This is a genomic window from Nostoc sp., from assembly GCF_036917815.1.
In the GTDB taxonomy this organism is placed as follows: domain Bacteria; phylum Cyanobacteriota; class Cyanobacteriia; order Cyanobacteriales; family Nostocaceae; genus Nostoc.
The window spans coordinates 45,150-71,678 of the sequence record NZ_JBALEK010000060.1 but is presented as its reverse complement, the minus strand read 5'-3'; the positions used below and the strand labels follow the sequence as shown (position 1 = coordinate 71,678).

General features: G+C 42.2%; 8 protein-coding genes. All 8 read left to right on the top strand.

Translation table 11 applies throughout. The features are described from left to right. Positions 1-913: 913 nt before the first annotated feature. The 8 genes from V7K97_RS18035 (at position 914) to V7K97_RS18000 (ending at position 26,479) form a co-directional block, all read left to right on the top strand. Positions 914-3,085, top strand: a complete 2,172-nt coding sequence (locus V7K97_RS18035) for a patatin-like phospholipase family protein (RefSeq protein ID WP_334802382.1) — start codon at positions 914-916, stop codon at positions 3,083-3,085. A gap of 76 nt (positions 3,086-3,161) precedes the next feature. Then, a complete protein-coding gene (locus V7K97_RS18030; protein WP_334802424.1) occupies positions 3,162-3,533 on the top strand; it encodes an aconitase family protein in 372 nt (123 codons plus the stop codon). Between the two features lie 209 nt (positions 3,534-3,742). Continuing rightward, positions 3,743-4,135, top strand: coding sequence for a hypothetical protein (locus V7K97_RS18025; protein WP_334802381.1), 393 nt, complete (start codon positions 3,743-3,745; stop codon positions 4,133-4,135). 434 nt (positions 4,136-4,569) lie between these two features. Next, complete coding sequence (locus V7K97_RS18020) at positions 4,570-11,238, top strand: amino acid adenylation domain-containing protein (RefSeq protein ID WP_334802380.1); 6,669 nt, start codon at positions 4,570-4,572, stop codon at positions 11,236-11,238. A gap of 159 nt (positions 11,239-11,397) precedes the next feature. After that, positions 11,398-14,598: a non-ribosomal peptide synthetase gene (locus V7K97_RS18015; protein ID WP_334802379.1), complete on the top strand. Its 3,201-nt coding sequence runs from the start codon at positions 11,398-11,400 to the stop codon at positions 14,596-14,598. 173 nt (positions 14,599-14,771) lie between these two features. Continuing rightward, positions 14,772-21,275 (top strand): amino acid adenylation domain-containing protein, encoded by a 6,504-nt coding sequence (locus tag V7K97_RS18010; protein ID WP_334802378.1) that lies wholly within the window; start codon positions 14,772-14,774, stop codon positions 21,273-21,275. Positions 21,276-21,328: 53 nt separating this feature from the next. Further along, the gene (locus V7K97_RS18005) at positions 21,329-21,925 is read left to right on the top strand and encodes a Uma2 family endonuclease (RefSeq protein WP_334802377.1); all 597 of its coding nucleotides are present in this window, start codon (positions 21,329-21,331) and stop codon (positions 21,923-21,925) included. A 339-nt stretch (positions 21,926-22,264) separates the two neighbouring features. Beyond that, positions 22,265-26,479, top strand: a complete 4,215-nt coding sequence (locus V7K97_RS18000; RefSeq protein WP_334802376.1) for a non-ribosomal peptide synthetase — start codon at positions 22,265-22,267, stop codon at positions 26,477-26,479. The last annotated feature ends 50 nt before the right edge of the window (positions 26,480-26,529 follow it).

Here is a 26,529-nt window from a genome sequence, read left to right as displayed (position 1 = left end):
CCCAAAGCTGACCGCATCTTCATGTAAACATTCCCTTTGGGAAAAGCAACCCAATTCGTGCTGTTTCTTCTGGTATTACCCATAGTTGCGTTGGATGGAGTGTCATAATTTTTGCCCCCGGATCTTTGCCTCAACCTGCGACTTCTTTTGTGCCCACTCTCACGATCATTTCAATAACTGCACACTGTTCTCAAATTAATTGACCATCTAGTTGTGGGTCTGACCCCTGACTAATTCCCCAAAAACACCATAAATTTAGGGTATTTAATAAGGATACCGTATTTCTTGACGGCAGTTGCTACAAGTCTGGAAACCCGACGCCAGTCGCTCATGGGGGAAACCACGCCAGGTGCAACAAGAGTGGCTCCCCTTAAAAAGGGGGATTTTGATCCGGTTCCCCCCTTAAAAAGGCGAGCCAGCGCGGTCTTGGGGTCTCCCCAAGTAGAGCGACTGGCGTGGGCTAGGGGGGATCAGCAAGTGCCTAAAATTATAGCCAACCACTTTTAAAATATCCTCTTAGGACGCTGTTAAAAAAGTGGCAGAGGGCAAAAAATATATTTTCTTCCCCCTGCCCTCTGCCTTGATTCGGTAATTATTCTTTATTAATTATTTTTAATATTTTAATTATCTGCTTAACAGTCCTAACTGTCTACTTAACTGTCTTAACAGTCTTAACTGTCTACTTAAGTGACTTAACTGCCCACTTAAATATTTACTTAACTGTCTTATCCGCTATTGCATTTTCTTCATAAAGCTGAGATTATTTGAAAGATAAGTTAAGCACGTTGGTTCTAAAAAAGCTAGCTTAGTTTTTAATCGAAAAATTGATTTTTGGTTCTAACAAATAGATTAATACATTTTTATCTATTGCATTTATTAATTACGAATTATCTTATTTGGAGATTAAAACCTCGTGACAAACCAGGTATATAGCCAATCAGTTCTGACATTTGATGGTCAAGATGATTACATAGATTTTGGCAAAAATGATTTTGCTGGTGTTTTTGCCCAGGGAAGTTCAGCCTTTACGATTTCAGGATGGGTTAATCCTCAAAAACTAACAAATAAAGCCAGTACTTATGGCACGCGCAATGTTTTTTTTGCGCGTTCTTCAGATCGATATAGTGATAATTTTGAGTTCGGCATCAGTGAATCAGGGAGCCTAGATGTATACATTGATGAAACTGTTGAAAAGAAAATTAAAAATTTTGGCAATGGAGAATTAACTGTCGGACAATGGCACTTCTTTGCCATTGTTTTTAATAAAGGTCAAGTGAGTATATATCTTGATGACCATGAGTATTTTGGTTATTTTACAGGTGACTCTTTAAACAAAGCAACTAGTTCTGTGACTCTGGGCGCGACTTTACACAACAACATATATTTCACAGGTCAATTAGCTAACATTAGCATCTGGAATTACCCCTGTCCCCCAGTGGAAATCCAGAGGCATCGGTATCAGCCTCTAGTGGGAAATGAACAAGGATTAGTCGCTTACTGGGCATTAAACGAAGGACAAGGAACAACTGTAAAAGACCAGACTGTAAATGGCCATGATGGAAACTTGCGTGGCAATCCTAATTGGGATTTAGCACAAATTCCATTTGGAATTACACAATCATCGAATGACAGTGAGAGACAAGATCGGGCAGCGAGTAGTTCTGAGAATGGAGATTCTACGGAAACTTTGGTGCTGGTGGAAGAGAGCCAGTTGATTCCAGAAGTTCTCTCCGTTAAAGTAATTGCTGTCAGTGAAGCCGAGTTGCAGCAAATGTCTATTGAGGTTCCCCCAATTGTAGAAACTGGTATCCCAACCCAGACGAAAACTGTGGTAGGGGTAGCGAAGGACGAGCGTCACCCAAAGACAAAAAAAGGGACAACAAGACAGAGCGAAAAAGCTGCGAACATTCAAACTACCCAAGCAAAAGAGGAGAAATCTGAAACAGCCAAAACTAGGGAAAGTCAAGTTGCAGTCAATACTCAAGAGCAAACATTAACTCAGGAGCGATCGCAAAAAACTATGAGTACTAAAGCCAATCCCAAATATAAAATACTTGCCATTGATGGAGGCGGTATTCGAGGCATTATTCCAGCCATGATATTAGCAGAAATTGAAAAGCGGACACAAAAGCAGATTTTTAGTTTGTTCGATTTAATTTCTGGCACTTCCAGTGGTGGAATTCTAGCACTCGGATTAACCAAACCCCGATTAAATTTAGACGCCACTGATAGTTTGCCCGTCGCCCAATACAGCGCTGAGAATCTCCTCCAAATATATCTTGAGTATGGGGCTGAGATATTTTACGAGCCATTCTGGGAACAAATACTCGGTCAACTAGAGGATATATTCGTCCAACCAAAATATTCTTCTGAAGGCAGAGAAGAAATTATCAGGCAATATTTTGGCGACACTCCTCTAGAAAATAATCTCAAAGAAGTTTTCGTAACTAGCTACGACATCGAGCAGCGAATTCCCATATTCTTTACTAACAAACTGGAAAAGCAACAGACAGAATCGAAAAGATTTCGCAAGTTATGCTCAGGTTTTACCCTCACAGATGCAGCATTGGCAACTAGTGCAACTCCGACTTATTTTGCTCCCTATCGCGTTGGTAGTTCCCATAATAACAACGGCTTTTATACTTTAGTCGATGGCGGAGTAGTCGCTAATAATCCAGCTAATTTGGCTATTTTAGAAGCGCAAATTAGTAGGCAAGAAAACCAACAAGTTCTGAATATAGAGGATATCTTAGTCGTATCCTTGGGTGCCGGTTCCCTAACTAGTATTTACCCTTATGAAGAAGTTAAAAAATGGGGGCTATTGCAATGGGCAAAACCTCTGTTAGATATTGTGCTTGACGGTGGCAGTGAAGTAGTAGCTGGACAATTAGAACGGTTGTTTGAGGCTAATAATAAAGGTAATAAAAGTTCTTATTATCGATTTCAAACATTCTTAAAAAGTGAACTCGAAACAATAGATAATGCCAAGCCAGAAAATATCCGGCAGTTACAAGCTTTAGCTAACACACTGATTCAAGAAAAAAGTCAAGAAATCGATGAATTATGTAGTATTTTATCAACCTAAATCTGAGATTTTCTTAATAAGAACGGAGTGGAGCCAGTAATTTTCAATAGGTCGAAATGGGGTCTTTAAGTAAGGCATCTTATCGGATTGTACTGGGGGTAAACTCTACGACTTGGCTCAGGCAGCCGAAGTTTTGCACGGTCGCCACCTGGCAGACGGTGTAAACTTATTTATTGTACCTGCAACTATTGAAATCCGAGAACAAGCCCAAGAGTTAGGCTATCTCGACATTTTTGAACAAGCAGGGGCACAGATTCTCAAGACAGGTTGTGGGGCTTGTATCAATTCTGGACTTGGGGTTTTGGCAAAAGAAGAAACAGGGATTTATGCAACCAATCGCAATTTTAAAGGACGCAGTGGCGATCCAACGGGCAAAAATTATTTGGCCTCACCAAGAACAGTGGCTATATCTGCTGTAAATGGAAAAATTAGCGATCGCTTTGATTGAATTGGGCATTGGGGATTGGAACCTCAACCAAATCTAACTATCATATTGGAGTAAATAGATATAGAACTCAAAAAATATTAACCCAATCTGAGCGCGAATGACTCTTATTTAGTTTAGTCTAGTTTTGAGATCGGTTTCTTTATTCACAAAGATTCCATTCTCATACCTTTAGTAATGTTTTAACCAACAAAGGATTTTAGGTAATTCAAATGGACGAAATCGTTAAGAAACTTGCTGGTCTAGGTCTTCCTGGCGTAATTCTCGTGATTCTAACAGTCGCATCAGGGGGGAGTTCCGCCGCCGTTGCAGCTGCTATCACAGCTTTGGGAGGACCATTTGGCATCGTCGGAGGTATAGCAATACTTGGTCTAATAACGGTTGTTGGGGATACTGTAGCCGGATACGGAATTGAAGCTGTTCTCAAGGCCATTTATACGGAACGTAGTAAAACCGAATCGGTAAGATTCCTCCTCAAAGAAATTAAAGATTTACCCATTTCAGAGGAGCTAAAACTAAGACTTAAAAATGAACTTAGCCCAGAAATCAATATTGATGCAGAAGAGGTTCAGCCGCCAAAAACAATTGAAATCGTCGAAGAATAATTTCAACTAAGTAAAGTTGAAATTCCAGGCAAAATGCGACTAAATTAAGCACGATCGCGCTTAATTTATGTCAAATCATCAAATGGACTCTGAGAGGTTGTTTGAAAAGTATTTAGCTGTGATTTTAGGCACTTGTTGATCCCCCCTAACCCACGCCAGTCGCTCTACTTGGGGAGACCCCAAGACCGCGCTGGCTCCCCTTAAAAAGGGGGAAGAATCAAAGTCCCCCAATTTATCGGGGGATTTAGGGGGATCTAAAACGTTTTGCTACCAAGAGAAGGACTTTTCAAACATCTTACTTTTAGGACTTACGCAAGAAACTTCTTAAACTCCTATTCCTCCGTGTACTCTGCGTCCTCTGTGGTTCGATTTTCCGTTACCTGTGCGTAAGTCCTAATAAAATCTCTATTCCTTAATTACTAGTAACTTTATTCATGGAAAAAACTATTATCACTAACTCTACCCAGTCTCTTGATGATTCTTCTGTTTTAACTGAGCAGGAGCTACATCAAATATTATTTGAATGGAATGATACAAGGGCAGATTATCCTCAGCATCTATGTATACATCAGTTATTTGAAGCACAAGTAGAAAAAACTCCAGACAGTATTGCTGTTGTCTTCAAGGAAGAACAATTAACTTACCAAGAGTTGAACTACCGAGCCAACCAAATAGCACATTATCTACAAAGCTTAGGTGTAAAACCAGAGGTGCTGGTAGGGATTTGCGTTGAGCGTTCGTCGGAGACGTTGCCGGAGGCATCCCTAGAGATGATCGTAGGACTACTGGGAATTCTCAAAGCTGGTGGCGCTTATGTACCGCTAGACCCAGCCTATCCCAAAGAGCGTCTAAACTTCATGCTGTCAGATTCACAAGTGCCGGTGCTGTTGACACAGCAAAAGTTCGTTGAAGGGTTTGCTGCAAGCGGCGCAAAGTTGGTTTGTCTGGATACTGACTGGGAATCAGTTAACCAACACAGCCAAGAGAATCCTACTAGCAACATCACAGCTGAAAATCTGGCTTACGTTATCTACACCTCCGGTTCTACAGGAACACCAAAAGGGGTTGCCATACCACATCGGGCTGTCAATCGGCTAGTATGCAACACCAACTACATCAAGTTTGCGTCGAGCGATGCCTACGGCGGTCAACTACGGGTTGCTCAAGCCTCAAATACTTCATTTGATGCAGCTACTTTCGAGATATGGGGATCTCTCCTGCACGGGGCTAGGCTGGTGGTAATTCCTCAAAATGTTGTGCTTTCGCCCCAGTATTTCGCAGCGTACATCTGCGAACAAAAGATTAGTGTATTATTTTTGACACCAGCCTTATTTAATCAGTTAGCCAGCATTGTCCCTGAAGCATTTAAAGACCTGCATCACTTACTAATTGGAGGCGATGTTCTTGATATCAAGTCTGTTAAAGCAGTTTTTAAGAATGGTTCGCCACGGCGATTGCTGAATGCTTATGGCCCCACTGAGAGTACAACATTTGCTTGTTGGTATCTAGTCCAGGATATTCCCGAAGGGGCTATAAATATACCCATTGGTCGCCCGCTTTCCAATACACAAATATATATACTGGACTCCAAACTTCAACCTGTTCCCATTGGTACTGCTGGTGAATTATATATTGGCGGCGACGGTCTAGCACGAGGCTACTTAAACCGTCCAGAATTAACTGAGGAAAAATTTATCCCTAATCCCTTTGAGGCAGGGGGCACGAAGCTGTACAAAACTGGTGACTTAGCCCGTTATCTACCTGACGGCAACATTGAGTTTATTGGGCGAGTCGATAATCAGGTGAAGATTCGGGGCTTCCGCATTGAATTAGGAGAAATTGAGGCGCTTTTAAGTCAACATTCAGATGTACAGGAGGCAGTAGTAATCGCCCGTGAAGATATCCCTGGCGATCAGCGCCTTGTCGCCTATATTGTCCCTAATCAACAACTTGATGCGAGTGCCATTACCCTAAAACGCTTTCTTCAGGAAAAATTGCCCCACTACATGGTGCCAGCAGTCTTTGTATTTCTCGACTCGCTGCCACTCACTCCTAATGGTAAAGTGGATCGTCGGCATCTTCCAGCCTGCGATCGCACCCGCCCCGATCTCCAAGAAACCTTTGTCCCATCTTGTAACCCCATTGAAGAGACCTTAGCAGTGATCTGGACTGAGTTACTGGCACTTAAGCAAATTGGAGTCAATGATAATTTTTTCTATCTAGGTGGTCATTCCCTCATCGCCACTCAGATCCTTTCTCGTGTACGCGAAGTTTTTCAAGTCGAGTTGTTCTTTCACCACATCTTTGAAAAACCTACCATAGCTGGTTTAGCTGAACTAATCCAACAGCACAGCCGCCTAAAACAGAATTTGCAGGTTAACTCCATACAAAAAATTCTGCGTGAGGGAATCTTGCCAGTTTCCTTTGCTCAAGAGCGAGTGTACTTCATCCAACAATTGGCTCCTGAAAGTAGTGCCTACCAATTCCAGGCAACTATAAGATTTAAAGGTCAACTCAATGTGGCGATATTACAACAGTCCCTCAACGAAATTGTGCTACGTCATGAAATCTTTCGCACGACTTATCCGGCGGTGAATGGACGGCTATTTCAGGTAATCCACCCAGCCCAACCAATCAGCTTCAGAGTAGTTAACCTCCAGACACTCCCTGAATCTGAGCGTGAAGTAGAGGTGCAGCGCCTAGTTGAGGCAGAAGTCCAAAAGCTCTTTGACCTGAATCAATTACCTTTGGTTAGATGGGTTTTGTTCAAGTTGAGCGACCAAGAAAATTTGTTGATCCACGTTGAGCATCACATAACTCATGATGGTTGGTCATTCAATGTGTTTCTGGGTGAACTGTTGCAACTTTATCAAGCATTCTCACTCGGAGATCCTTCCCCGCTTAGTCAACCACTGCTTCAGTTCGTGGATTTTGCCCATTGGCAGCGACAGTGGGTTAAAAGCCAGGAAGCCCAGCGACAATTAGCCTATTGGCAGCAGAAGTTATCTGGTAGTTCACCGTTGTTGGAATTACCCGGCTATCGCCCACGACCGACAGAGCAAACTTACAATGGCGATCAAATTAGGGTGGAACTTCCCATCAACTTGTGCGAATCTCTGCGAGTTCTGAGTCGTCAAGAGGGTGTCACCTTATTTATGACGATGCTGGGAGCTTTCCTAGTAATATTACACCGATATACTGGGCAGGATGACTTGAGCGTAGGCACTGCTGTTGCTAATCGGCGGATGCACGAAGTAGAAAAGTTAATTGGCATGATTGTCAATAACCTGGTTCTACGCACTGATTTATCTGGCAATCCCACATTTAGAGAATTACTTGGCCGTGTGCGCCAAGTGACTTTGGAAGCATACACCAACGAAGATTTACCCTTCGATCAGGTGGTGGAGGTTCTGAAGCCAATACGGAATTTGAGTTACAATCCCCTGTTTCAAGTGATGTTTAGCTTCCATGATTCTCCCATGCCAGACTTGAGTCTGCCAGGTTTGGATATCAGCTTGCGTGAACCGATCAGTAATAAATCAGCAAAGTTTGATTTAGATTTTCTGGTTATCCCACGTTCTGAGCAAACTGTGCAGAACGGTTGTAAAACGGGAGCCAAGGGAATCACCCTAGTCTTAGAATACAACAGCGATCTCTTCGATGCTGCCACAATCCAAGGAATGCTAGAGCAGTATGAAACTGTACTAGAGGGGATTGTTGCTAACCCACAGCAGCGAGTTTCGGAATTACCACTACTAACGCAGACTCAGCAGCAATTATTGGTGGAGTGGAATCAGACTCAGAAAGAGTATCTGAATAAAGAGTGTATCCATAAGTTATTTGCAGATCAAGTGGAGCGCTCGCCCGATGCTGTCGCTGTTCAGCAAGCAGGTCAACAGCTAACTTACCGCGAATTGAGCGATCGCGCCAATCAACTTGCACATTATTTGCAAAGTTTGGGAGTCAAACCAGAAACCCTAGTTGGTATCTGCATTGACCGTTCCTTAGAGATGATTGTCGCCTTACTCGGCATTCTCAAAGCCGGGGGTGCATACATTCCCCTTGACCCTGCCTATCCTCAAGAGCGGTTGGCTGATATTCTCGCAGATACCCAACTGAGCATTCTGCTGACTCAAGAAAAATTCCAATCTAAACTACTAAATTATGTCGGAAAAACGATCTGTTTAGATCGAGACTGGTTACAAATTGCTCAACACAGTCCAGCTAACCCGATTAGCGAAATTCAGCCCCATAACCTCGCCTACATTATTTACACCTCTGGTTCCACGGGTAAACCCAAAGGGGTGATGATAGAAGTGCGATCGCTGATGAATTTTATCATGACCGCCACCCACGAATATGGAATTAAGGCTGGCGACAAAATTCTGCAATTTGCATCTATCTGTTTTGATGCATCTGTTGAAGAAATCTTACCTTGTCTTTCAGTCGGTGCAACATTAGTGTTACGAACCGAAGAGATGTTGCACTCCAGCGATGAATTTTGGCGGTGTTGCCGAGAATGGCAGTTAACTGTTTTGGATCTTCCCACAGCCTACTGGCATCAGTTAGTTGCTGAACTTAGCCCTGAAGACTCCCGAATTCCCGAAAGTCTGAGAATGGTGATTATTGGCGGCGAAGAAGCTCAACTTGAAAAAGTGAAGCGCTGGCACACTACTATGGCTCATCTCTCCCATCCACCCCAATTAATTAATAGTTACGGGCCAACGGAAGCAACGGTTATAACCACCTTAGATATCTTAACCCCAGCAGCCAACTCTGTGGCGATCGGACGACCAATAAGCAATGCTCAGGTTTATATTCTGGATCAATATCTGCAACCAGTGCCTATAGGAGTTCCCGGAGAACTGCACATTGGCGGAGCCGGATTAGCTAGAGGGTATTGGCAACGCCCAGAGTTAACCGAGTCAAAATTCATCTCCAATCCCTTCCAAAGCAGCAGGGGAGCAGAGGAGCAGAAATTCCCCAATCCCCAATCCCCAGTCCCCAGTCCCCGCCTTTATAAAACTGGCGACATAGCACGATTTCGACCAAATGGCAAGCTAGAATATCTCGGTCGAGTTGACAATCAGGTGAAGATTCGGGGCTTCCGCATTGAGTTGGGAGAAATCGAGACGGTGCTGAGACAACATTCACAGGTTTTCCAAGCAGTCGTCATTGCTCGTGAAGATATTCCGGGGCAAAAACGCCTTGTAGCTTATGTTGTACCCCACGAGTTGCAACCAACTACCGATGAACTGCGCCATTTCCTCAAGCAGAAGTTGCCTAATTATATGGTGCCTTCGGCTTTCTTGCTGCTGAAAGCACTACCAATGACTCCGAACCAGAAGGTAGATTATCGCGCCCTCCCAGCCACCCAATTCTTCCGCAGTGCAGAAGATAACTTTGTTGCACCCCAAACCCCTACAGAAGAGAGATTAGCGGCGATTTGGTCGGAAATCTTAAAATTAAAACAAGTCGGCATCCACGATAACTTCTTTGAATTGGGCGGCGACTCCATCCTCAGTATTCAGGTAATTTCAAGAGCCAATCAAGCAGGTATCCAAATTGCCCCTAAACAGCTATTTCAATACCAAACCATTGCTGAATTAGCTGCCGTGGCTGGCATCACTCGCCAAGTTATAGCCGAACAAGGGTTAGTCACTGGCAAGGTAGTGCTGACACCCATCCAACAGTGGTTTTTTGAGCAGAATTTGCCCGAACCTGATTACTTTAACCAGTCAGTAATGCTAGAAGTACCGCCAGACTTGCAACCAGAGCGATTACAGCAAGTTGTACAAGAATTGTTACTGCATCATGATGTTTTGCGATCGCGCTTTGCACGTCTCCCTTTGGGAGAATCGCAGTTTGTGCAAGAAGGAGAAAACTGGCAGCAGATTAACGCCCCGGCTCAAGAACCTGTACCATTTAGCATTATTGATTTGTCGCACCTATCGGCAGAAGAACAACAAACAGCAATAAAAGCGGCGGATGCGGAACTTCAGGCTAGTTTAAATCTATCTACTGGAGCGATGGCACGAGTAGCACTGTTTCAATTAGGCAATAATCAACCTGGTCGGTTACTGTTCATCATCCATCACTTAGCAGTAGATGGCATTTCGTGGCGGATTTTGCTTGAAGATTTGGCTACTGGTTATCAGCAAATCAGCCGTAGCGAAGCTATTAAATTACCACTTAAAACAACTTCTTGGCAATATTGGGGCGATCGCCTGACAGTATACGCCCAATCATCAGATGAGTTAAATTACTGGCTAAGTAAGTCTAATTTGAAAGTTACCGCCTTACCAGTAGATCATCCTTCAGGTCAAGAAAATAACACTATAGCCTCAACTGCTTCTGTCTCACTTTCTTTAACTGAAGAACATACCCGCGCCCTTTTGCAGGATGTACCCTCGGTCTACAACACTCAAATTAACGATGTGCTGTTGACTGCCTTAGTGCAAAGCTTTGCCCAATGGACGGGAGAACCTTCCCTACTCGTTGATTTAGAGGGACATGGACGGGAAGACTTATTTGAAGATGTGGATTTGTCGCGGACTGTGGGCTGGTTTACCACCTTATTCCCCGTTCATTTACAGCTAAAAGAAGTTGACCATCCAGGAGAGATTTTAAAGTTAATTAAAGAACAACTGCGGCGCATCCCGAACCGGGGCATCGGCTATGGACTATTGCGATATTTGCACCAGGATCACACAATACGCACGAAACTACAAGCGCTACCCCAAGCGGAAGTAAGTTTTAACTACCTTGGTCAGTTCGATCAGGTGCTTCGGGCATCTGCTGTGTTGGGTTTGGCTGAAGAATTTAAAGCTGAACAGAGTTTACTGAATAGACGCAGCCACCTATTAGGGGTAAGCGGATTCATTCATGCCGAAAGGCTGGAAATGACTTGGACTTACAGCGACAAAGTTCATAAACGAGACACCATTGAGAGTTTAGCCTTTGGGTTTATGGAGGCATTGCGATCGCTCATTACCCACTGCCAATCCCCTGATGCTGGAGGTCATACACCTTCAGACTTCTCAGCAGCCAGACTCAGCCAAAAACAGCTTGACAAATTCCTCACTAAAATAAAAACGAAGTAGTAGTCTGTCAATAAATAATTGATGGATAGATTCCTTGTAGAGACGGCGATTTATCGCGTCTCTCTAACTTTAGTGCTAAAGCGCAACTACGAACTAAATTAATACCCCTCAATTTAAACTTGACGGACTACTAGTAATCATTCCCCAATCCCCATTGTCATGAACAATATCGAAGACCTTTATGAACTTTCACCAATGCAGCAAGGGATGCTCTTTCATACCCTTTATGCACCAGAGTCAGAAGTTTATTTTGAGCAGTTGCTTTGCATCCTCAAAGGAGAATTAAATTTTCCTGCCTTTGAGCAAGCTTGGCAACAGGTTGTGGCGCGGCATCCAGTTTTACGTAGTTCCTTTTATTGGGAAGAAATAGAAAAGCCCTTGCAAATGGTGAGTAAGCAAGTGGATCTCTCGTGGGAAGAACTGGACTGGCGGAATTTCACCCCCGATGAACAACAACAGCATTTAGAGGATTTTTTGAAATGCGATCGCCAAAAAGGATTCGATCTATCTCAAGCTCCTCTAATGCGCTTCACCGTCATCCAGCTAGAGGAATATACTTACCAATTTATTTGGACTCATCATCATATCCTTTTTGATGGCTGGTCGATGCAGATTATCCTCAAAGAAGTTTTCGCTTTTTATGAGGCTGATCAGCAAGGCGAATATTTGCACCTGATACCCTCTCTTCCCTATCGAAAATATATTAATTGGTTACAGCAACAGGATATTCTTCAAGCAAAAAACTTCTGGCAACAAACCCTCCAGGGATTTTCAAATCCTACCCCTTTAATAGGAAACAGGAAACAAGAACAAGGAATATACTATGAGCAAACTTTTCAATTATCTCAAACGGTAACTGAGAAATTGCAATATGCAGTTCGACAGCATCATTTAACTCTGAATAATTTGGTGCAAGGAGCTTATGCGTTGCTGCTTTCCCGCTACAGTGGGGAAAGTGATGTAGTGTTTGGTGCAACTGTATCTGGTCGTCCACCAACACTTGTGGGAGTAGATTCGATAGTGGGGCTACTAATTAACACTCTCCCCATACGCGTACAAGTCAGTGGAAAAGCAGAATTATTAACCTGGCTCAAGCACTTACAAAGTCAAGCATTTGAACAGGAACAGTATACCTATTATTCCCTAGCAGAAATTCAGCGTTTGAGTGATGTTCCCCCAGGAATGCCTCTGTTTGAGAGCCTTTTAGTGTTTGAAAATTATCCCCTAGATTCTGCTGAACAGGACACCAAAAAAACTTTAGAAATTAGTTATCTTCGTTGTTTTGAACGCACGAATTATCCACTAACGGTTGTGATTAATCCTCAATCACAATTGTCTGGAAGGATTATCTATGATGCCAGTCGTTTTGATGAACAGACAATTGGGCGGATGATTGGACATTTCCAAACATTGCTAGCAGGAATGGCAACTAATTTACAACAAGATATTTGCCAATTATCTCTTCTCACTGCAACCGAAGAGGAAGAATTAATTCTACAAGAGAATAGTCAAAACTTAGATTCTATTCATTATAAATGTATTCATAGTTTATTTGAAGAACAGGTGGAAAAGACTCCCAATGCAGTAGCACTTGTATATGAAAAACAAGATTTAACTTATCGGGAGTTGAATAATCGTGCCAATCAATTAGCTCATTATTTACAAGCGCTGGGAGTTAAACCCGAAGTGCGGGTGGGAATTTGTGTCGAGCGATCGCTAAAAATGGTAATAGGAATACTGGCTATCCTCAAGGCTGGTGGGGCATACATTCCGCTAGATCCAGATGATCCAACAGATCGACTGGCCTTGATGGTAGAAGATGTACAAGCACCGATTTTATTAACCCAGACTGATTTGCCAGATAAACTCCCAATCCATAATCAAACTGTGGTGAATATTGACTCAGATTGGGAAATAATTGCTCAACAAAAAGAAGACAATTTGCTCAGTGAAGTTAATCCAGAAAACTTAGCTTATATCATTTATACCTCTGGCTCCACGGGAACACCAAAGGGAACGGAAGTTACCCATCGTAGCATTATTGGTTTTATGTTTGGGGTTGATTATATTCACCTTAATGCAGAACAAATTTGGCTGCAACATTCATCGATTTATTGGGATGCACTAACCTTAGAACTTTGGCCGCCCTTATTTTATGGTGGGCGTTGTGTACTTTACCCAGGCAAAATTCCTATACCTGAAGACTTAAGCAACATCATCCAAGAACAAGGAATTAACACCCTGTTTCTGACTACCGCTTTATTCAATCTCATGATTGACACAATGCCACAAGGGTTGTTAGGGATTAAACAACTGCTGTTTGGCGGAGAATCCATTTCTGTACCTCATGTTCGTCGCGCCTTAGAACTACTACCGGGAACAAAATTAATTCATGCTTATGGCCCTTCAGAATGTACAGTATTTACCTGTTGTTACCCGATTCCTCAACAACTCGCTCAAAATGTGCATTTAATTCCCATTGGTCAACCCATCGGTGACAGAAAAGTTTACCTACTAGATAAAGATTTACATAGAGTTCCCATTGGCGTTCCTGGGGAACTTTGTGTGGGTGGGGCGAGTGTTGCTAGAGGTTACTTAAATCAACCAAGATTAACCAGTGAAAAATTTATTCCTAATCCGTTTATTGAGGACGATACACTTTACAAAACCGGAGATTTAATCCGCCGTCTCTATGATGGAAATCTGGAATTTTTGGGTCGAATTGATACACAGGTGAAAATTCGCGGGTTCCGCATTGAATTAGGAGAAATTGAGGCAGCTTTAATTCAACACCCTGAGATAAAGCAAGTTGTGGTCATTGGACAAGAAAATGAACTTGGAAACAAGTATTTAGTTGCCTATCTCGTTGCCAAAGATCATCCATCAACTCCTAGTACCCTGCGAAACTTCCTCAAGACAAAGTTACCTGACTACATGATTCCCGAAGCGTTCATCTTTCTGGAGGTATTTCCCCTAACACCTAATGGTAAAATCAATCGCTGTGCTTTGCCCGATCCAGATATTGACCAAAGAAATCTAGAGGTTAATTTTGTTGCTCCTGGCACGTCTACCGAACAAGAATTAGCTACGATTTGGGTTGAAGTTCTCAAAGTAAAACAGGTTGGAATTCACGATGACTTTTTCGAGTTAGGTGGACATTCCTTACTAGCTACCCAAGTTATTTCTCGATTAAGAGAAGCCTTTTCTCTAGATTTTACTCTGCGTTATTTGTTTGAAAATCCGACCATTGCTGAACTCGCTCAACAGATTGAACAAGCAGAGGATGATGCACTTACACAGATTCTAAGAGAAGTTGATCAGTTATCAGAGGAAGAAGTGACGCAACAATTATTTTTGTAAGTATAAGTTTGAAGAGTTTTTCAACGCAGAGGAACGCGGAGTAAACGCAAAGTTCCGCAGAGTCTTTATAGAGAAAACTCGCTATTAATTAATGAAATATTGTACTCTTCTTATCTCTGTGTTCTCTGTGTCTCTGCGGTTCGATAAAAAACTAATTTTCAACAATAATTATTATGAGCCATATCCTAAAACGTCTAGAAGCCCTTTCACCAGAAAAGCGAGAATTAGTTCTACAAAAACTAAAAAAGCAACAGCAATCTTCACTCCTCACACCCGTATCGCGGGCACAACCTCTTCCTCTCTCTTTTGCTCAACAAAGACTCTGGTTTCTCGACCAACTAGAAGGCAAAAATTGTGTCTATAACGTCCCGTTTTTCTGGCAGATTAACGGATTTATTAATATAGCTGCGTTAGAACAAGCTATTAAAGAAATTGTTCAACGTCATGAAGTCTTACGCACCAGCTTCTCTGCGATCGATGAGTCGCCCATACAGGTAATTCACACTCATCCTCAACTGACGATGCAAATGCTAGATTGGCGACAATTGACTGAACAAAACCAGTTAAGCAAAGCCACACAGTTAGCGACAGAAGAATTGCAACAGCCCTTCGATTTATCAAACCCACCTTTGCTACGGGTAAAGTTGTTGCAACTGAGTGACCAATCTTATTTACTGTTGATCGTCATCCATCATATCCTTTGTGATGGCTGGTCAATGGACATATTCCGCCGTGAATTGTTCAGCCTTTATAAGGCATTTTGCACTGGAGAATCTTCTCCCTTAACTGAATTACCGCTTCAATATGCCGATTTCGCCTACTGGCAAAGACAATGGCTACAGGGAAAGGTACTCGAAACCCAACTCAATTACTGGCAAGAACAATTAGCCACAGTCCCGCCTCTGTTGGAATTACCCACAGATAAAACCCGCCCATCAGTTCAAAGTTTCAGAGGGCGTAGCGAGTTTTTGGAACTCAATCAGGATTTAACACAGAAGTTGAAGCGTTTAAGTCAGGAGTCTGGAACTACTCTGTTTATGACAATGCTTGCGGTATTTACGCTCTTACTTTCGCGCTACAGTGGTCAGGAGGATATTATTGTTGGTTCTGCGATCGCTAATCGCAACCGTCGTGAGACTGAAGCATTAATTGGCTTTTTTGTCAATATCCTAGCATTACGTACCAATCTGCAAGGGAATCCAACTTTCTTAGAATTACTGGAACGAGTCAAGGAAGTAACCCTAGATGCTTATGACCATCAAGATTTACCCTTTGAGAAATTAGTTGATGAATTGGGTTTAGAGCGATCGCTTTCTCATCATCCTCTATTTCAAGTCGCTTTTGGCTTGCAAAATGAAACCCAGCAGCAACTAGAAATCAATGGATTAACCCTTGCCCGTTTCACGTGGGAAAACACCACAACTCTGTTTGATTTGTCGCTGATTTTTCGGGAAACGCCCCAAGGGTTAACAGGAGAATGGGAATATGCCACGGATTTATTTGAGGCTAAAACCATTCAACGGATGGCGGGACATTTTGCAGTTTTACTTCAGGGAATTGTCGATAATCCTCAACAACCCATCAATACCCTATCGTTGATCGCAGAGGACGAACGTCAGCAACTCCAAAACTGGAATCAAACTCAAACTGATTATCCCCTCAATCAAACTTTGGTGGAACTGTTTGAAACTCAAGTTGCCAAAAATCCTCATAATCTAGCTTTGGTGTTTGAATCCCAAAACCTAACTTACCAACAACTTAATCAAAAAGCTAACCAACTAGCTCATTATTTAATTCAAAATTATCAAATTCAGCCAGAAAGCTTAATTGGTATCTGCGTTGAACGGTCTTTAGAAATGATTATTGGTGTACTCGGTATCTTGAAAGCAGGTGCGGCTTATGTACCGATTGATCCCAATTATCCCAAAGAACGGATTGAGTTCATGCTAAAAGATTCTGGGATATCGGTATTGCTAACTCAAAGTTTTTTATTAGAGCAATTACCTTTAGCTAAACTGAAACACCAGGTCATTTGTTTGAATGAAGAAACTTTTGCCCAAGAATTAATAGATAATCCCAATCCTCAAAATACTCCTGATAATTTAGCTTATATAATTTATACCTCTGGTTCAACAGGACGACCCAAAGGGGTAATGATTGAGCATCGCGCAATTGTCAATCTTAGTTTAGCCTGGGCTGAAACTTTTCAAGTTAAACATCATAGCCGTTGGCTTCAGTTTGGTTCTTTTAGTTTCGATTTGTCTATTGGTGAAATTGCCACTGCTTTATCCGCAGGTGCTTGTTTATACTTAGCCAATAAAGAAACTTTGTTACCTAGTCAAGCCTTGGTGGGCTTGTTGTGCGATCGCAAAATTTCCCATTTAACTTTACCTCCTTCCGTCTTATCTGTATTACCTCAAGCCTCATTACCTGATTTGCAAGCCGTAATCGTTGGTGGTGAAGCTTGTGCAGCAGAATTGGTGGCACAGTGGGGAACAAAACGACATTTTTTTAACTGCTATGGCCCAACGGAATCGACGGTTATCGCCAGTATATCTAGTTGTGAACCAAATGGTAAAAAACCCTCTATCGGTAAACCTATAGCTAATATCCGCATCTATATTTTAGATGCTCACCATCAACTGTCACCACCTGGCATTCCTGGAGAATTGTGTATCGCAGGAGTAGGTTTAGCACGAGGCTATCTCAATCGTCTCGATTTAACTGCCGAAAAATTTATTGAAGTTGAATTATTTGGCAAAACTGAGCGAATTTACAAAACTGGCGATCTGGCAAGATGGAGAGATGATGGCAACATTGAGTATCTGGGTCGTGTTGATGCTCAAGTTAAATTACGGGGCTTTCGGATTGAACTTGGTGAAATTGAATCGCTATTATTGCAACACTCTTTAGTTAAAGAAGCGGTTGTAATTTTATATGAAACTGATAATAATCCTCGGTTAGTAGCATATCTGACGGCGGCAGAAAAATCCTTCAATCTAGAGAGTCAACTTAAAGACTACCTGAAAATCCGCCTCCCAAATTATATGATTCCTAGCCAGATTATGGTATTGGATCAGTTACCCCTTACATCTAACGGTAAGCTAGATCGCAGAGCATTACCAGAACCAAATACAGCCACTTCCACGAATATTCAAATACCAGTCACGCCAACTGAAGAACTGTTAGCTAGCTTATGGCAAACTCTCCTGAAAGCTAAGTTTCTTAGTCGCCAAGATAACTTCTTTGAATTGGGCGGACATTCGCTCTTAGCAACCCAATTGGTTGCCCGCATTCGTGACATTTTTGGGGTAGAAGTGTCTGTCCGCAAGGTATTTGAGCAGAGCATTTTATCTGAGTTGGCAGCAGAAATTGACAAAGCCGCTTTGTGTGTCGCTTTACCCCCCATAACACCACAACCTGAAAATGCTCCGAAAACTCTGTCTTTTGCCCAATCAAGACTCTGGTTTTTAGACCAACTTGAAGGCGCTGGAACCTCCGCTACCTACAATATGTCAACAGCCGTGCAACTTGACGGTGACTTGAATATAGAAGCTTTACGTGCAAGTTTTAGGTATCTCCTCGATCGCCATGCCATTCTCCGTACTTATTTCCCTGCACTGAAAGGAGAAGCGCAAGTGGCCATCCAAAATCTAGAGGATATAGAAGTGCTGGCTATCGCAGATTTACGAGAACTTGCTCCCCAAACTCAAGCAGAAAACGTACAACGGTTATCAGATACCCATGCCCAAGAACCCTTTAACTTAAATACCAGTCCCTTGTTCAAAGCGAAACTGCTGCAACTTAGCGAACATAAAAATGTGCTGCTCATTAATATGCACCACATTATTAGTGATGGCTGGTCAATGGGAGTATTTAAGCGCGAATGGGAACAGACTTATTCGGCTTTTGCTGCGGGGTATGCTCCGAATTTGTCACCGGTGCCGATTCAGTATAGCGATTATGCAGCTTGGCAGCGCAGTTGGTTACAAGGGGAGATTTTAGAAAGTCAGGAAAATTACTGGAAACAACAACTAGGCGATGCTCCCCGATTGCTGGATTTGCCTACCGATCATCCCCGTCCAGCCCAACAAAGTTACCAAGGTGGGCGTGAGGAATATTGTTTGAGCCGTGAACTGACTCAGAGACTTAAAGCTATTAGTCAAAAGCACGGGGTTACTTTGTTTATGACTCTGTTAACGGCTTTTAATATTCTGTTATACCGTTACAGCCGTCAAGAGGATTTATGTGTTGGTAGTGCGATCGCTAACCGCACTCATAGCAACACAGAATCATTAATCGGCTTTTTTGTCAACACCTTAGTATTACGGAGTAAAGTTAAGCCGCAGCAAGGATTTAACGAGTTACTCCCACAAACCCGCCAAACTTGTTTAGATGCCTACGCTCATCAAGATATTCCCTTTGAGTATTTGGTAGAACAGTTACAAGCAGAGCGCAGTCTGAGCCATAATCCCTTATTCCAAGTGATGATGGTGTTGCAAAATTCTCAAGAAGCCGGGAAAAATCTTAGTTTACCAGGGCTTGATATTCAATACTTAGAGCAAAGTTTCCCGTTTGCCAAATTTGACCTGATGCTGGATCTTTGCGAAAGGGGCGACCAACTCCATTGTATGTGGGAATATGCCACAGATTTATTTGCAGCAGAAACGATTCAACGTATGGCGGGACACTTTGAAGTCTTGCTCGAAGCGATATGCTTACAGCAGATCGCTCAAAATCCCCAACTGCCGATCGGTAAGCTGCCCTTGATGACAACAGCAGAAATCCAACAGTTGCGAACCTGGAATCAAACCAACACCGATTATCCCAAAAACCAAACACTAGTTACTCTGTTTGAAGAACGTGTAGCGCAAACGCCCGATAAAATAGCGGTGGTATTTGAAGACCAAAGTCTGAGTTATCAACAGCTCAATCAAACAGCCAACCAATTAGCTCATCACCTAATTCAAAATTACCAAATTCAGCCAGAAACCCTAATTGGTATCTGCGTTGAGCGATCGCTGGAGATGATTATTGGTATACTCGGTATCCTCAAAGCCGGTGGAGCCTACTTACCCATTAATCCCAATTATCCCCAAGAGCGGATTAAGTTCATGCTAGAAGATGCTGGGATATCGGTGTTGCTGACGCCAAGTTTCCTATTAGACCAATTATTTTTAGCCAACCGAGAAAACCTCTATCAGGTAATTTGTTTGGATCAGCAAACTTTTGGTTCGGCGTTAACAAATAATCCCCATCCTCAAAGTACCCCTGATAATTTAGCTTATGTAATCTATACTTCTGGTTCGACAGGACGACCCAAGGGTGTAATGATTGAGCATCGAGGGCTGACAAATCTGACATTTGCGATCGACAAAGTTTTGCAAATTCAACCCCAAAGCCGTTTGCTTCAGTTTGCTTCTTTTAGTTTTGATGCCTCAATTTGGGAAATTGCTACTACTCTGGCCGCAGGCGCTTGTTTGTATCTTGCCAAGAAAGAAACATTATTACCCAGCCAAGACTTAGTGAACTTCTTAACAGAACACAAAATTTCCCATATTACATTACCCCCATCAGCCTTATCCCTATTACCTGAAGCTGCTTTACCCGATTGTCAAACCATAGTCGTTGCTGGCGAAGCTTGTCCAACAGAATTAGTTACCCAATGGGCAACTAGAGGACATTTTTTCAATGCTTATGGCCCCACAGAATCTACAGTTTGTGCAAGTATCGCTGTTTGTCAACCCAATGGCAAAAAACCAACCATTGGTAAACCCTTGCCTAATATCCGCATCTATATTTTAGATGCACACCATCAACCCTTACCCCCAGGCATACCTGGAGAATTGTGCATTGCTGGCGTTGGTTTAGCCAGAGGCTATCTCAACCGTCCCGATTTAACCGCCGAAAAATTCTTAGAAGTAGAATTATTTGGTCAAACTGAACGAATTTATCGAACTGGCGATTTAGCCCGTTGGCTACCTGATAGTAATCTGCAATACTTGGGTCGCATCGATTACCAGGTCAAAATCCGTGGTTTCCGCATCGAATTAGGTGAGATTGAAGCAACTTTAGTTAAACACCCAAAAATTCAGCAAGCTGTTGTCATTACAAGGGAAGAAACTGATCTCGATCACCGTCTAGTGGCTTATGTTGTTCCAACACCGACAGAGGATAACTATCTTCAAGTTGATCCAGCAATATTTGCCGAATGGCGGGAATTTGTCGCTAAAAATCTGCCTAATTATATGATTCCTAGCCATTTCACTATATTAGAAAAACTGCCGCTCACACCAAATGGAAAAGTAGACCGTAAAGCTTTACCTGTGCCAAATGCAATCGTTTCAGCAACAGACATTGAATTGCCTGTAACCGCGACAGAAAAATTGCTGGCCGAATTATGGGCAAAACTGCTTAAATATGAAGCGATGCCTGGGTTGGGCTACGCCTACGCCCGCCATGACAACTTCTTTAATTTAGGAGGTCATTCTTTATTAGCAACCCAACTGATTGCCCGCATCCGTGATAAATTCAAAGTGGAACTGCCTCTACGGAAGATATTTGAATTCCCCACCCTCAGTGAATTAGCGAATTATCTCGATACCTGCATTTGGGTTAATTCCACCGATAAAAGTATGCAGCCTCTCAACTCAGATGAAGAGGAAATTGAACTTTAAAGTACTACTGTTTAAAACAGGTCCTCAAGTAAACTTTATCTTTAACTTAACCCATGATTGCCCTATCTGATTCCGTTTTTATCACTCCCGAAGAATACCTCTTACTAGAAGAAAAAAGCAACATCAAACACGAATATCTTGATGGTCAAGTTTACGCAATGGCGGGAACAACTGACACCCATAACACCATTGCTCTAAATCTGGCTTTATTGATTCGTAATCACTTCCGAGGGTCAGATTGTCGAGTTTACTTTGCCGATATTAAAGCCAGGATTGAAAAACGTAACCGCTTTTATTACCCCGATATTCTCGTAACCTGCGACCCTAAAGACCGAGAAACCCCCACCTATAAACGCTTTCCTAAACTTATTGTCGAAATTCTATCCGATTCCACCGAAGCCTTTGACCGAGGTGACAAATTCAACGACTATCAAACCCTTGATAGCCTAGAGGAATACGTTTTGGTTAACACCAAACAGCAACGATTTGAAACCTTCCGCCGTAATGACCAAGGCTTATGGGTACTACAAACCTATACACCCGATGACCAAACCTTTGAACTCCAAAGTATTAACCTAACCGCCTCCTTTACCGACCTTTACCAGGATGTAGAATTGCAAGCAATCGCTCCAAAAACAGAACTAAGTTAAAATTTTTAAACCCTCTCAAACCCTTACTAGGGTAAGAGGTTGTTTGAAAAGTAGTTAGCTGTGATTTTAGGCACTTAGTGATCCCCCCTAACCCCCCTTAAAAAGGGGGAAGAATCAAAGTCCCCCTTTTTTAAGGGGGATTTAGGGGGATCTCCAAGGGTTAGGCGTATACAAAAAAACTTTTCAAACAACCTCTAAGCAAGTTCGTAGTAAGGACTTTAGTCGTGATTTTCTAAGCACTAAAGTGCTTACTACAAACCCTAAAAACTAGCTTTATAAAGTACTATTTCCTATTAAAAATTCATCGACAATGAACTTGGATTGTGTCTGACTAAAATTATGACTACAAATCAGCAAGTGGTTGGTTTAATGCTGCGTTTGCAGAACATAGGATGCCGAATTTGGGCTGAAGATGATAAATTACGGATTCGTACTAGTAAAAACGCCTTAACTTCTGAACTCAAGCAGGAAATTCAAACCAATAAAGCAGATATATTAGCATTTTTAAATTCTGCCAGAGCCATATCTGTCATAGCAGAAGAAATTCCGACCTTACCAGATGATGCCCCTAAGCCCCTTTCCTTTGCTCAACAACGCCTCTGGCTGTTAGCGCAACTTCAAGGCTCGTCAGCTAGTTACAATATGCCGATCGCTTTGCAACTGGATGGAAACCTCAATATTGATGCTCTCCATTCTAGTTTGGCTTATCTGCTTAACCGGCATGACAGTCTGAGAATGTATTTTCCCACAGTGGCGGGACAACCTCAAATTGCGATCCAAAATTTAGATGACATCGAAGTTTTAACTGTACAAAACTGGCGAAACCTTGATGAACATCCGCAATACCCAAACATCCAGGGTTTTATCGATGCTCATGCTCAAGAACCCTTTGATTTAAATACTGGCCCTTTGTTTAAAGCGAAACTGCTGCAACTTAGCGATGCCTACGACGAGCTACGCCTACGCAAATACGTATTGCTCATCAATATGCACCACATTATTAGTGATGGTTGGTCAATGGGGGTGTTTGTCCGTGAGTTACGACAAGTTTATACCGCCTTTGCCCAAGGTCAAACCCCAAATCTTCCTCCCTTGCCTATTCAATACAGTGATTACGCGAACTGGCAGCGAAATTGGTTACAAGGAGAAGTATTAGAAACCCAGATTAATTACTGGAAACATCAACTCCAGGATGCCCCCCCATTATTGGAGTTACCTACCGATTACCCCCGTCCAGCATTGCAAAACTACCGAGGCGATCGCGATCGCTATTCCCTACCGCCTGACTTAACTCTTGCCATTAAAACTTTAAGTCAACAGCAAGGCGTAAGTTTGTTTATGACTTTGTTAGCGGCTTTCAGCATTCTGCTTTCTCGTTACAGTCGCCAAGAAGACTTATGTATTGGTTCTCCTATTGCTAACCGCACCCACAGCCACACCGAAGGATTAATCGGCTTCTTTGTCAATACCTTGATACTGCGTAATCAAATTAATCCTGAGCAAAGCTTTATCGAGTTCTTGCAACAAACTCGCCAAACTTGTTTAGATGCATACTCTCATCAAGACATTCCCTTTGAGTATCTGGTAGAAAAATTGCAACCAGAACGCAGTATGAGCCATAACCCCTTATTCCAGGTGATGTTAGCACTAGAAAATAATGAAATTCCCGACCTAAGTTTACCAGGACTAGAGATTCAATGGCTTTCTTTAACCTATCCGTTTGCTAAGTTTGACCTAACACTTCTGGTCATAGAATCTGATAACCAGTTAAATTTAACTTGGGAATATGCCATCGATCTTTTTGATCGGAGTACTATACAAAGGATGGCGGAACAGTTTGAAGTTTTACTTCAGGGAATTGTTGATAACTCTGGGCAACCTATCAATACTTTGCCTTTGATGACAGCGCCCGAACTTCTGCAACTACAACGCTGGAATCAAACTCAAACGAACTATCCCCACGATAAAACTCTAGTTGATATATTTGAACAACAAGCTGCTAAAAACCCGAATAATCTCGCTTTGGTGTTTGAATCGCAAAGCCTAACTTACCAACAACTTAATCAAAAAGCAAACCAACTCGCTCATTATCTAATTCAAAATTACCAAATTCAGCCAGACACTTTAATTGGTATCTCCGTTGAACGATCTTTAGAAATGATTATTGGTGTACTCGGTATCCTCAAAGCAGGTGGTGCATACCTGCCGATTGACCCAAATTATCCACAAGAGCGTATTGGGTTTATGTTAGAAGATTCGGGAATATCGGTGTTGCTAACCCAAAGTTTTCTTAAAGACCAATTGCCTCTAGCTAACCTCCAAAAACCCTGTCAGGTAATTTCTTTGGATGAGGAAACCTTTACCGAAACGTTAAAAGAAAATCCCAGTCCCCAAAGTACCCCTAATGATTTGGCTTATGCAATCTATACTTCTGGTTCGACGGGACAACCCAAGGGGGTGATGATTGAGCATGGAGGACTGATCAATTTGACTTTAGCGATCGATAAAGCTTTGCAAATTCAACCTCAAAGCCGATTGCTTCAGTTTGCTTCTTTCAGCTTCGATGCCTCAGTTTGGGAAATTGCCACTGCTATTACCACAGGCGCTTGTTTGTATCTGGCAAAGAAAGAAACCTTATTGCCTAGTCAAGTTTTGGTTAACTTCTTAGCAAATCATCAAATTTCCCATATCACCTTACCTCCTTCAGCCTTATCCCTATTACCTCAAGCTGCTTTACCCGATTGCCAAACCATAGTCGTTGCCGGTGAAGCTTGCCCAACAGAATTAGTGGCGCAATGGGCAAAAGGAAGAAGTTTTTTCAATGCCTATGGTCCCACAGAATCTACGGTTTGTGCGAGTATTGCACTCTGTCATCCTAATGGAAAAAAACCGCCCATTGGTCAACCATTATCTAATATCCGTATTTACATTTTAGATGCTTACAATCAACCATTACCGCCTGGAATACCTGGAGAATTATGCATTGCTGGAGTGAGTTTGGCACGAGGCTATCTCAACCGTCCCGATTTAACCGCCCAAAAATTTATCAAAATTGAATTATTTGGTAAAACTGAGCGAATTTACAAAACTGGCGACTTAGCAAGATGGAAGTTTGATGGAAATCTTGAATATTTGGGTCGCATAGACGATCAGATTAAATTACGGGGCTTTAGAATTGAACTCGGTGAAATTGAATCTCTTTTGTTGCAATATCCATCAGTTAAAGAAGCAATTGTCACCTTATATAAAACTGAAAGCAATCAGAGTTTAATTGCATATCTAACGGGCATCAGCAATGATTTGTCTACCCATTTGAAAAATCATCTTAAATCCCGTCTGCCCGATTATATGATACCTGCTCAGATCGTCATACTGGATGAGTTGCCTTTAACTCCCAATGGCAAAATTGACCGGAAAGCATTACCCATTCCAAACCGTGTGATTGAGGGGTTATATGAATCTCCACGTAACGAAGTTGAAGAACAACTGACGCAAGTGTGGTCCAGTGTCCTCGAACGTCAAGAAATTGGAATTCATGATAACTTTTTCGACTTGGGCGGTCATTCTTTATTAGCGATCAAACTGCTTAATAATATTCAAGAGGTGTTTGAGCAACAACTTTCTTTAAGCAGTTTATTTCAGAATCCTACTATTGCTCAACTAGCAGAACAACTTTGTAATCATGAGGTTCAACAATCAAATCCTAATTTACTTTTACTCCAACCTCAAGGAGATGGAACCCCTCTATTTTTTCTTCCTGGCGCAAACGGACACGGCTTTTATTTTCGAGATTTGGCAATCAATTTAGGAAATGGGCATCCAGTATATGGACTCGAAACTCCAGGACGAGATGGACTTAGCCCACTTCCTGAATCAGTAGCAGATCATGCGAGTCAGTTGATTGAGCTATTACGTCAAAAGCAAGCTAAGAGTCCGTATATATTAGCGGGATACTCTTCAGGTTGTGCCGTTGCTTTTGAAATGGCTTCTCAACTCGAACAGCAAGATGAAAAAGTGGGTTTACTAGCTATCTTAGACGCTGGACTAGTTTCTAAATCTGAGTATTTTACTGATAGAGCAGAGCTTGATTTGATTTGGCAATTGATTCGACGAATTGAAGTCTTAAAGGGAGTTTATTTGGGACTGCAATACGACGATTTAGCTGCTCAAGCCAATGACAGAGACAGGTGGGATTTAGCAGCAGATTATCTATACCGACATAATGTTTTACCGGAACACTCCACCCTTTCTTTACTCAAAACTAATATGAAAGTGATGAAAGTGCTAACGCTCAATTACGCGAATTATCAGCCTAGGCATCAAATTTCTGCCCCCATTGTTTTATTCCGCGCTCAAGAAGTTCAGGAGATTGTTTTGCAAGAACTCCAAGCTTTTTCTGATTACGATCTACCCGATTGGGGATGGCAAGCCTATACTCAAAAGCCTATTAAGGTGATTTCTGTACCTGGAAACCACGGTCTGATGCTTTATGAACCCAATGTAAAACTATTAACTAGACAATTACAAGCTTTGATGGGAGATGGAGCAGAGTAGAGTATTCTGAATTCTGACTCCTTCTTTATTCCACCCTAAAATAATTTTGC

Coding starts and splice junctions, on each gene's coding strand:
- V7K97_RS18025 (WP_334802381.1), top strand. CDS start 3,743: ATGGACGAAATCGTTAAGAAACTTGCTGGTCTAGGTCTTCCTGGCGTA.
- V7K97_RS18020 (WP_334802380.1), top strand. CDS start 4,570: ATGGAAAAAACTATTATCACTAACTCTACCCAGTCTCTTGATGATTCT.
- V7K97_RS18015 (WP_334802379.1), top strand. CDS start 11,398: ATGAACAATATCGAAGACCTTTATGAACTTTCACCAATGCAGCAAGGG.
- V7K97_RS18010 (WP_334802378.1), top strand. CDS start 14,772: ATGAGCCATATCCTAAAACGTCTAGAAGCCCTTTCACCAGAAAAGCGA.
- V7K97_RS18005 (WP_334802377.1), top strand. CDS start 21,329: ATGATTGCCCTATCTGATTCCGTTTTTATCACTCCCGAAGAATACCTC.
- V7K97_RS18000 (WP_334802376.1), top strand. CDS start 22,265: ATGACTACAAATCAGCAAGTGGTTGGTTTAATGCTGCGTTTGCAGAAC.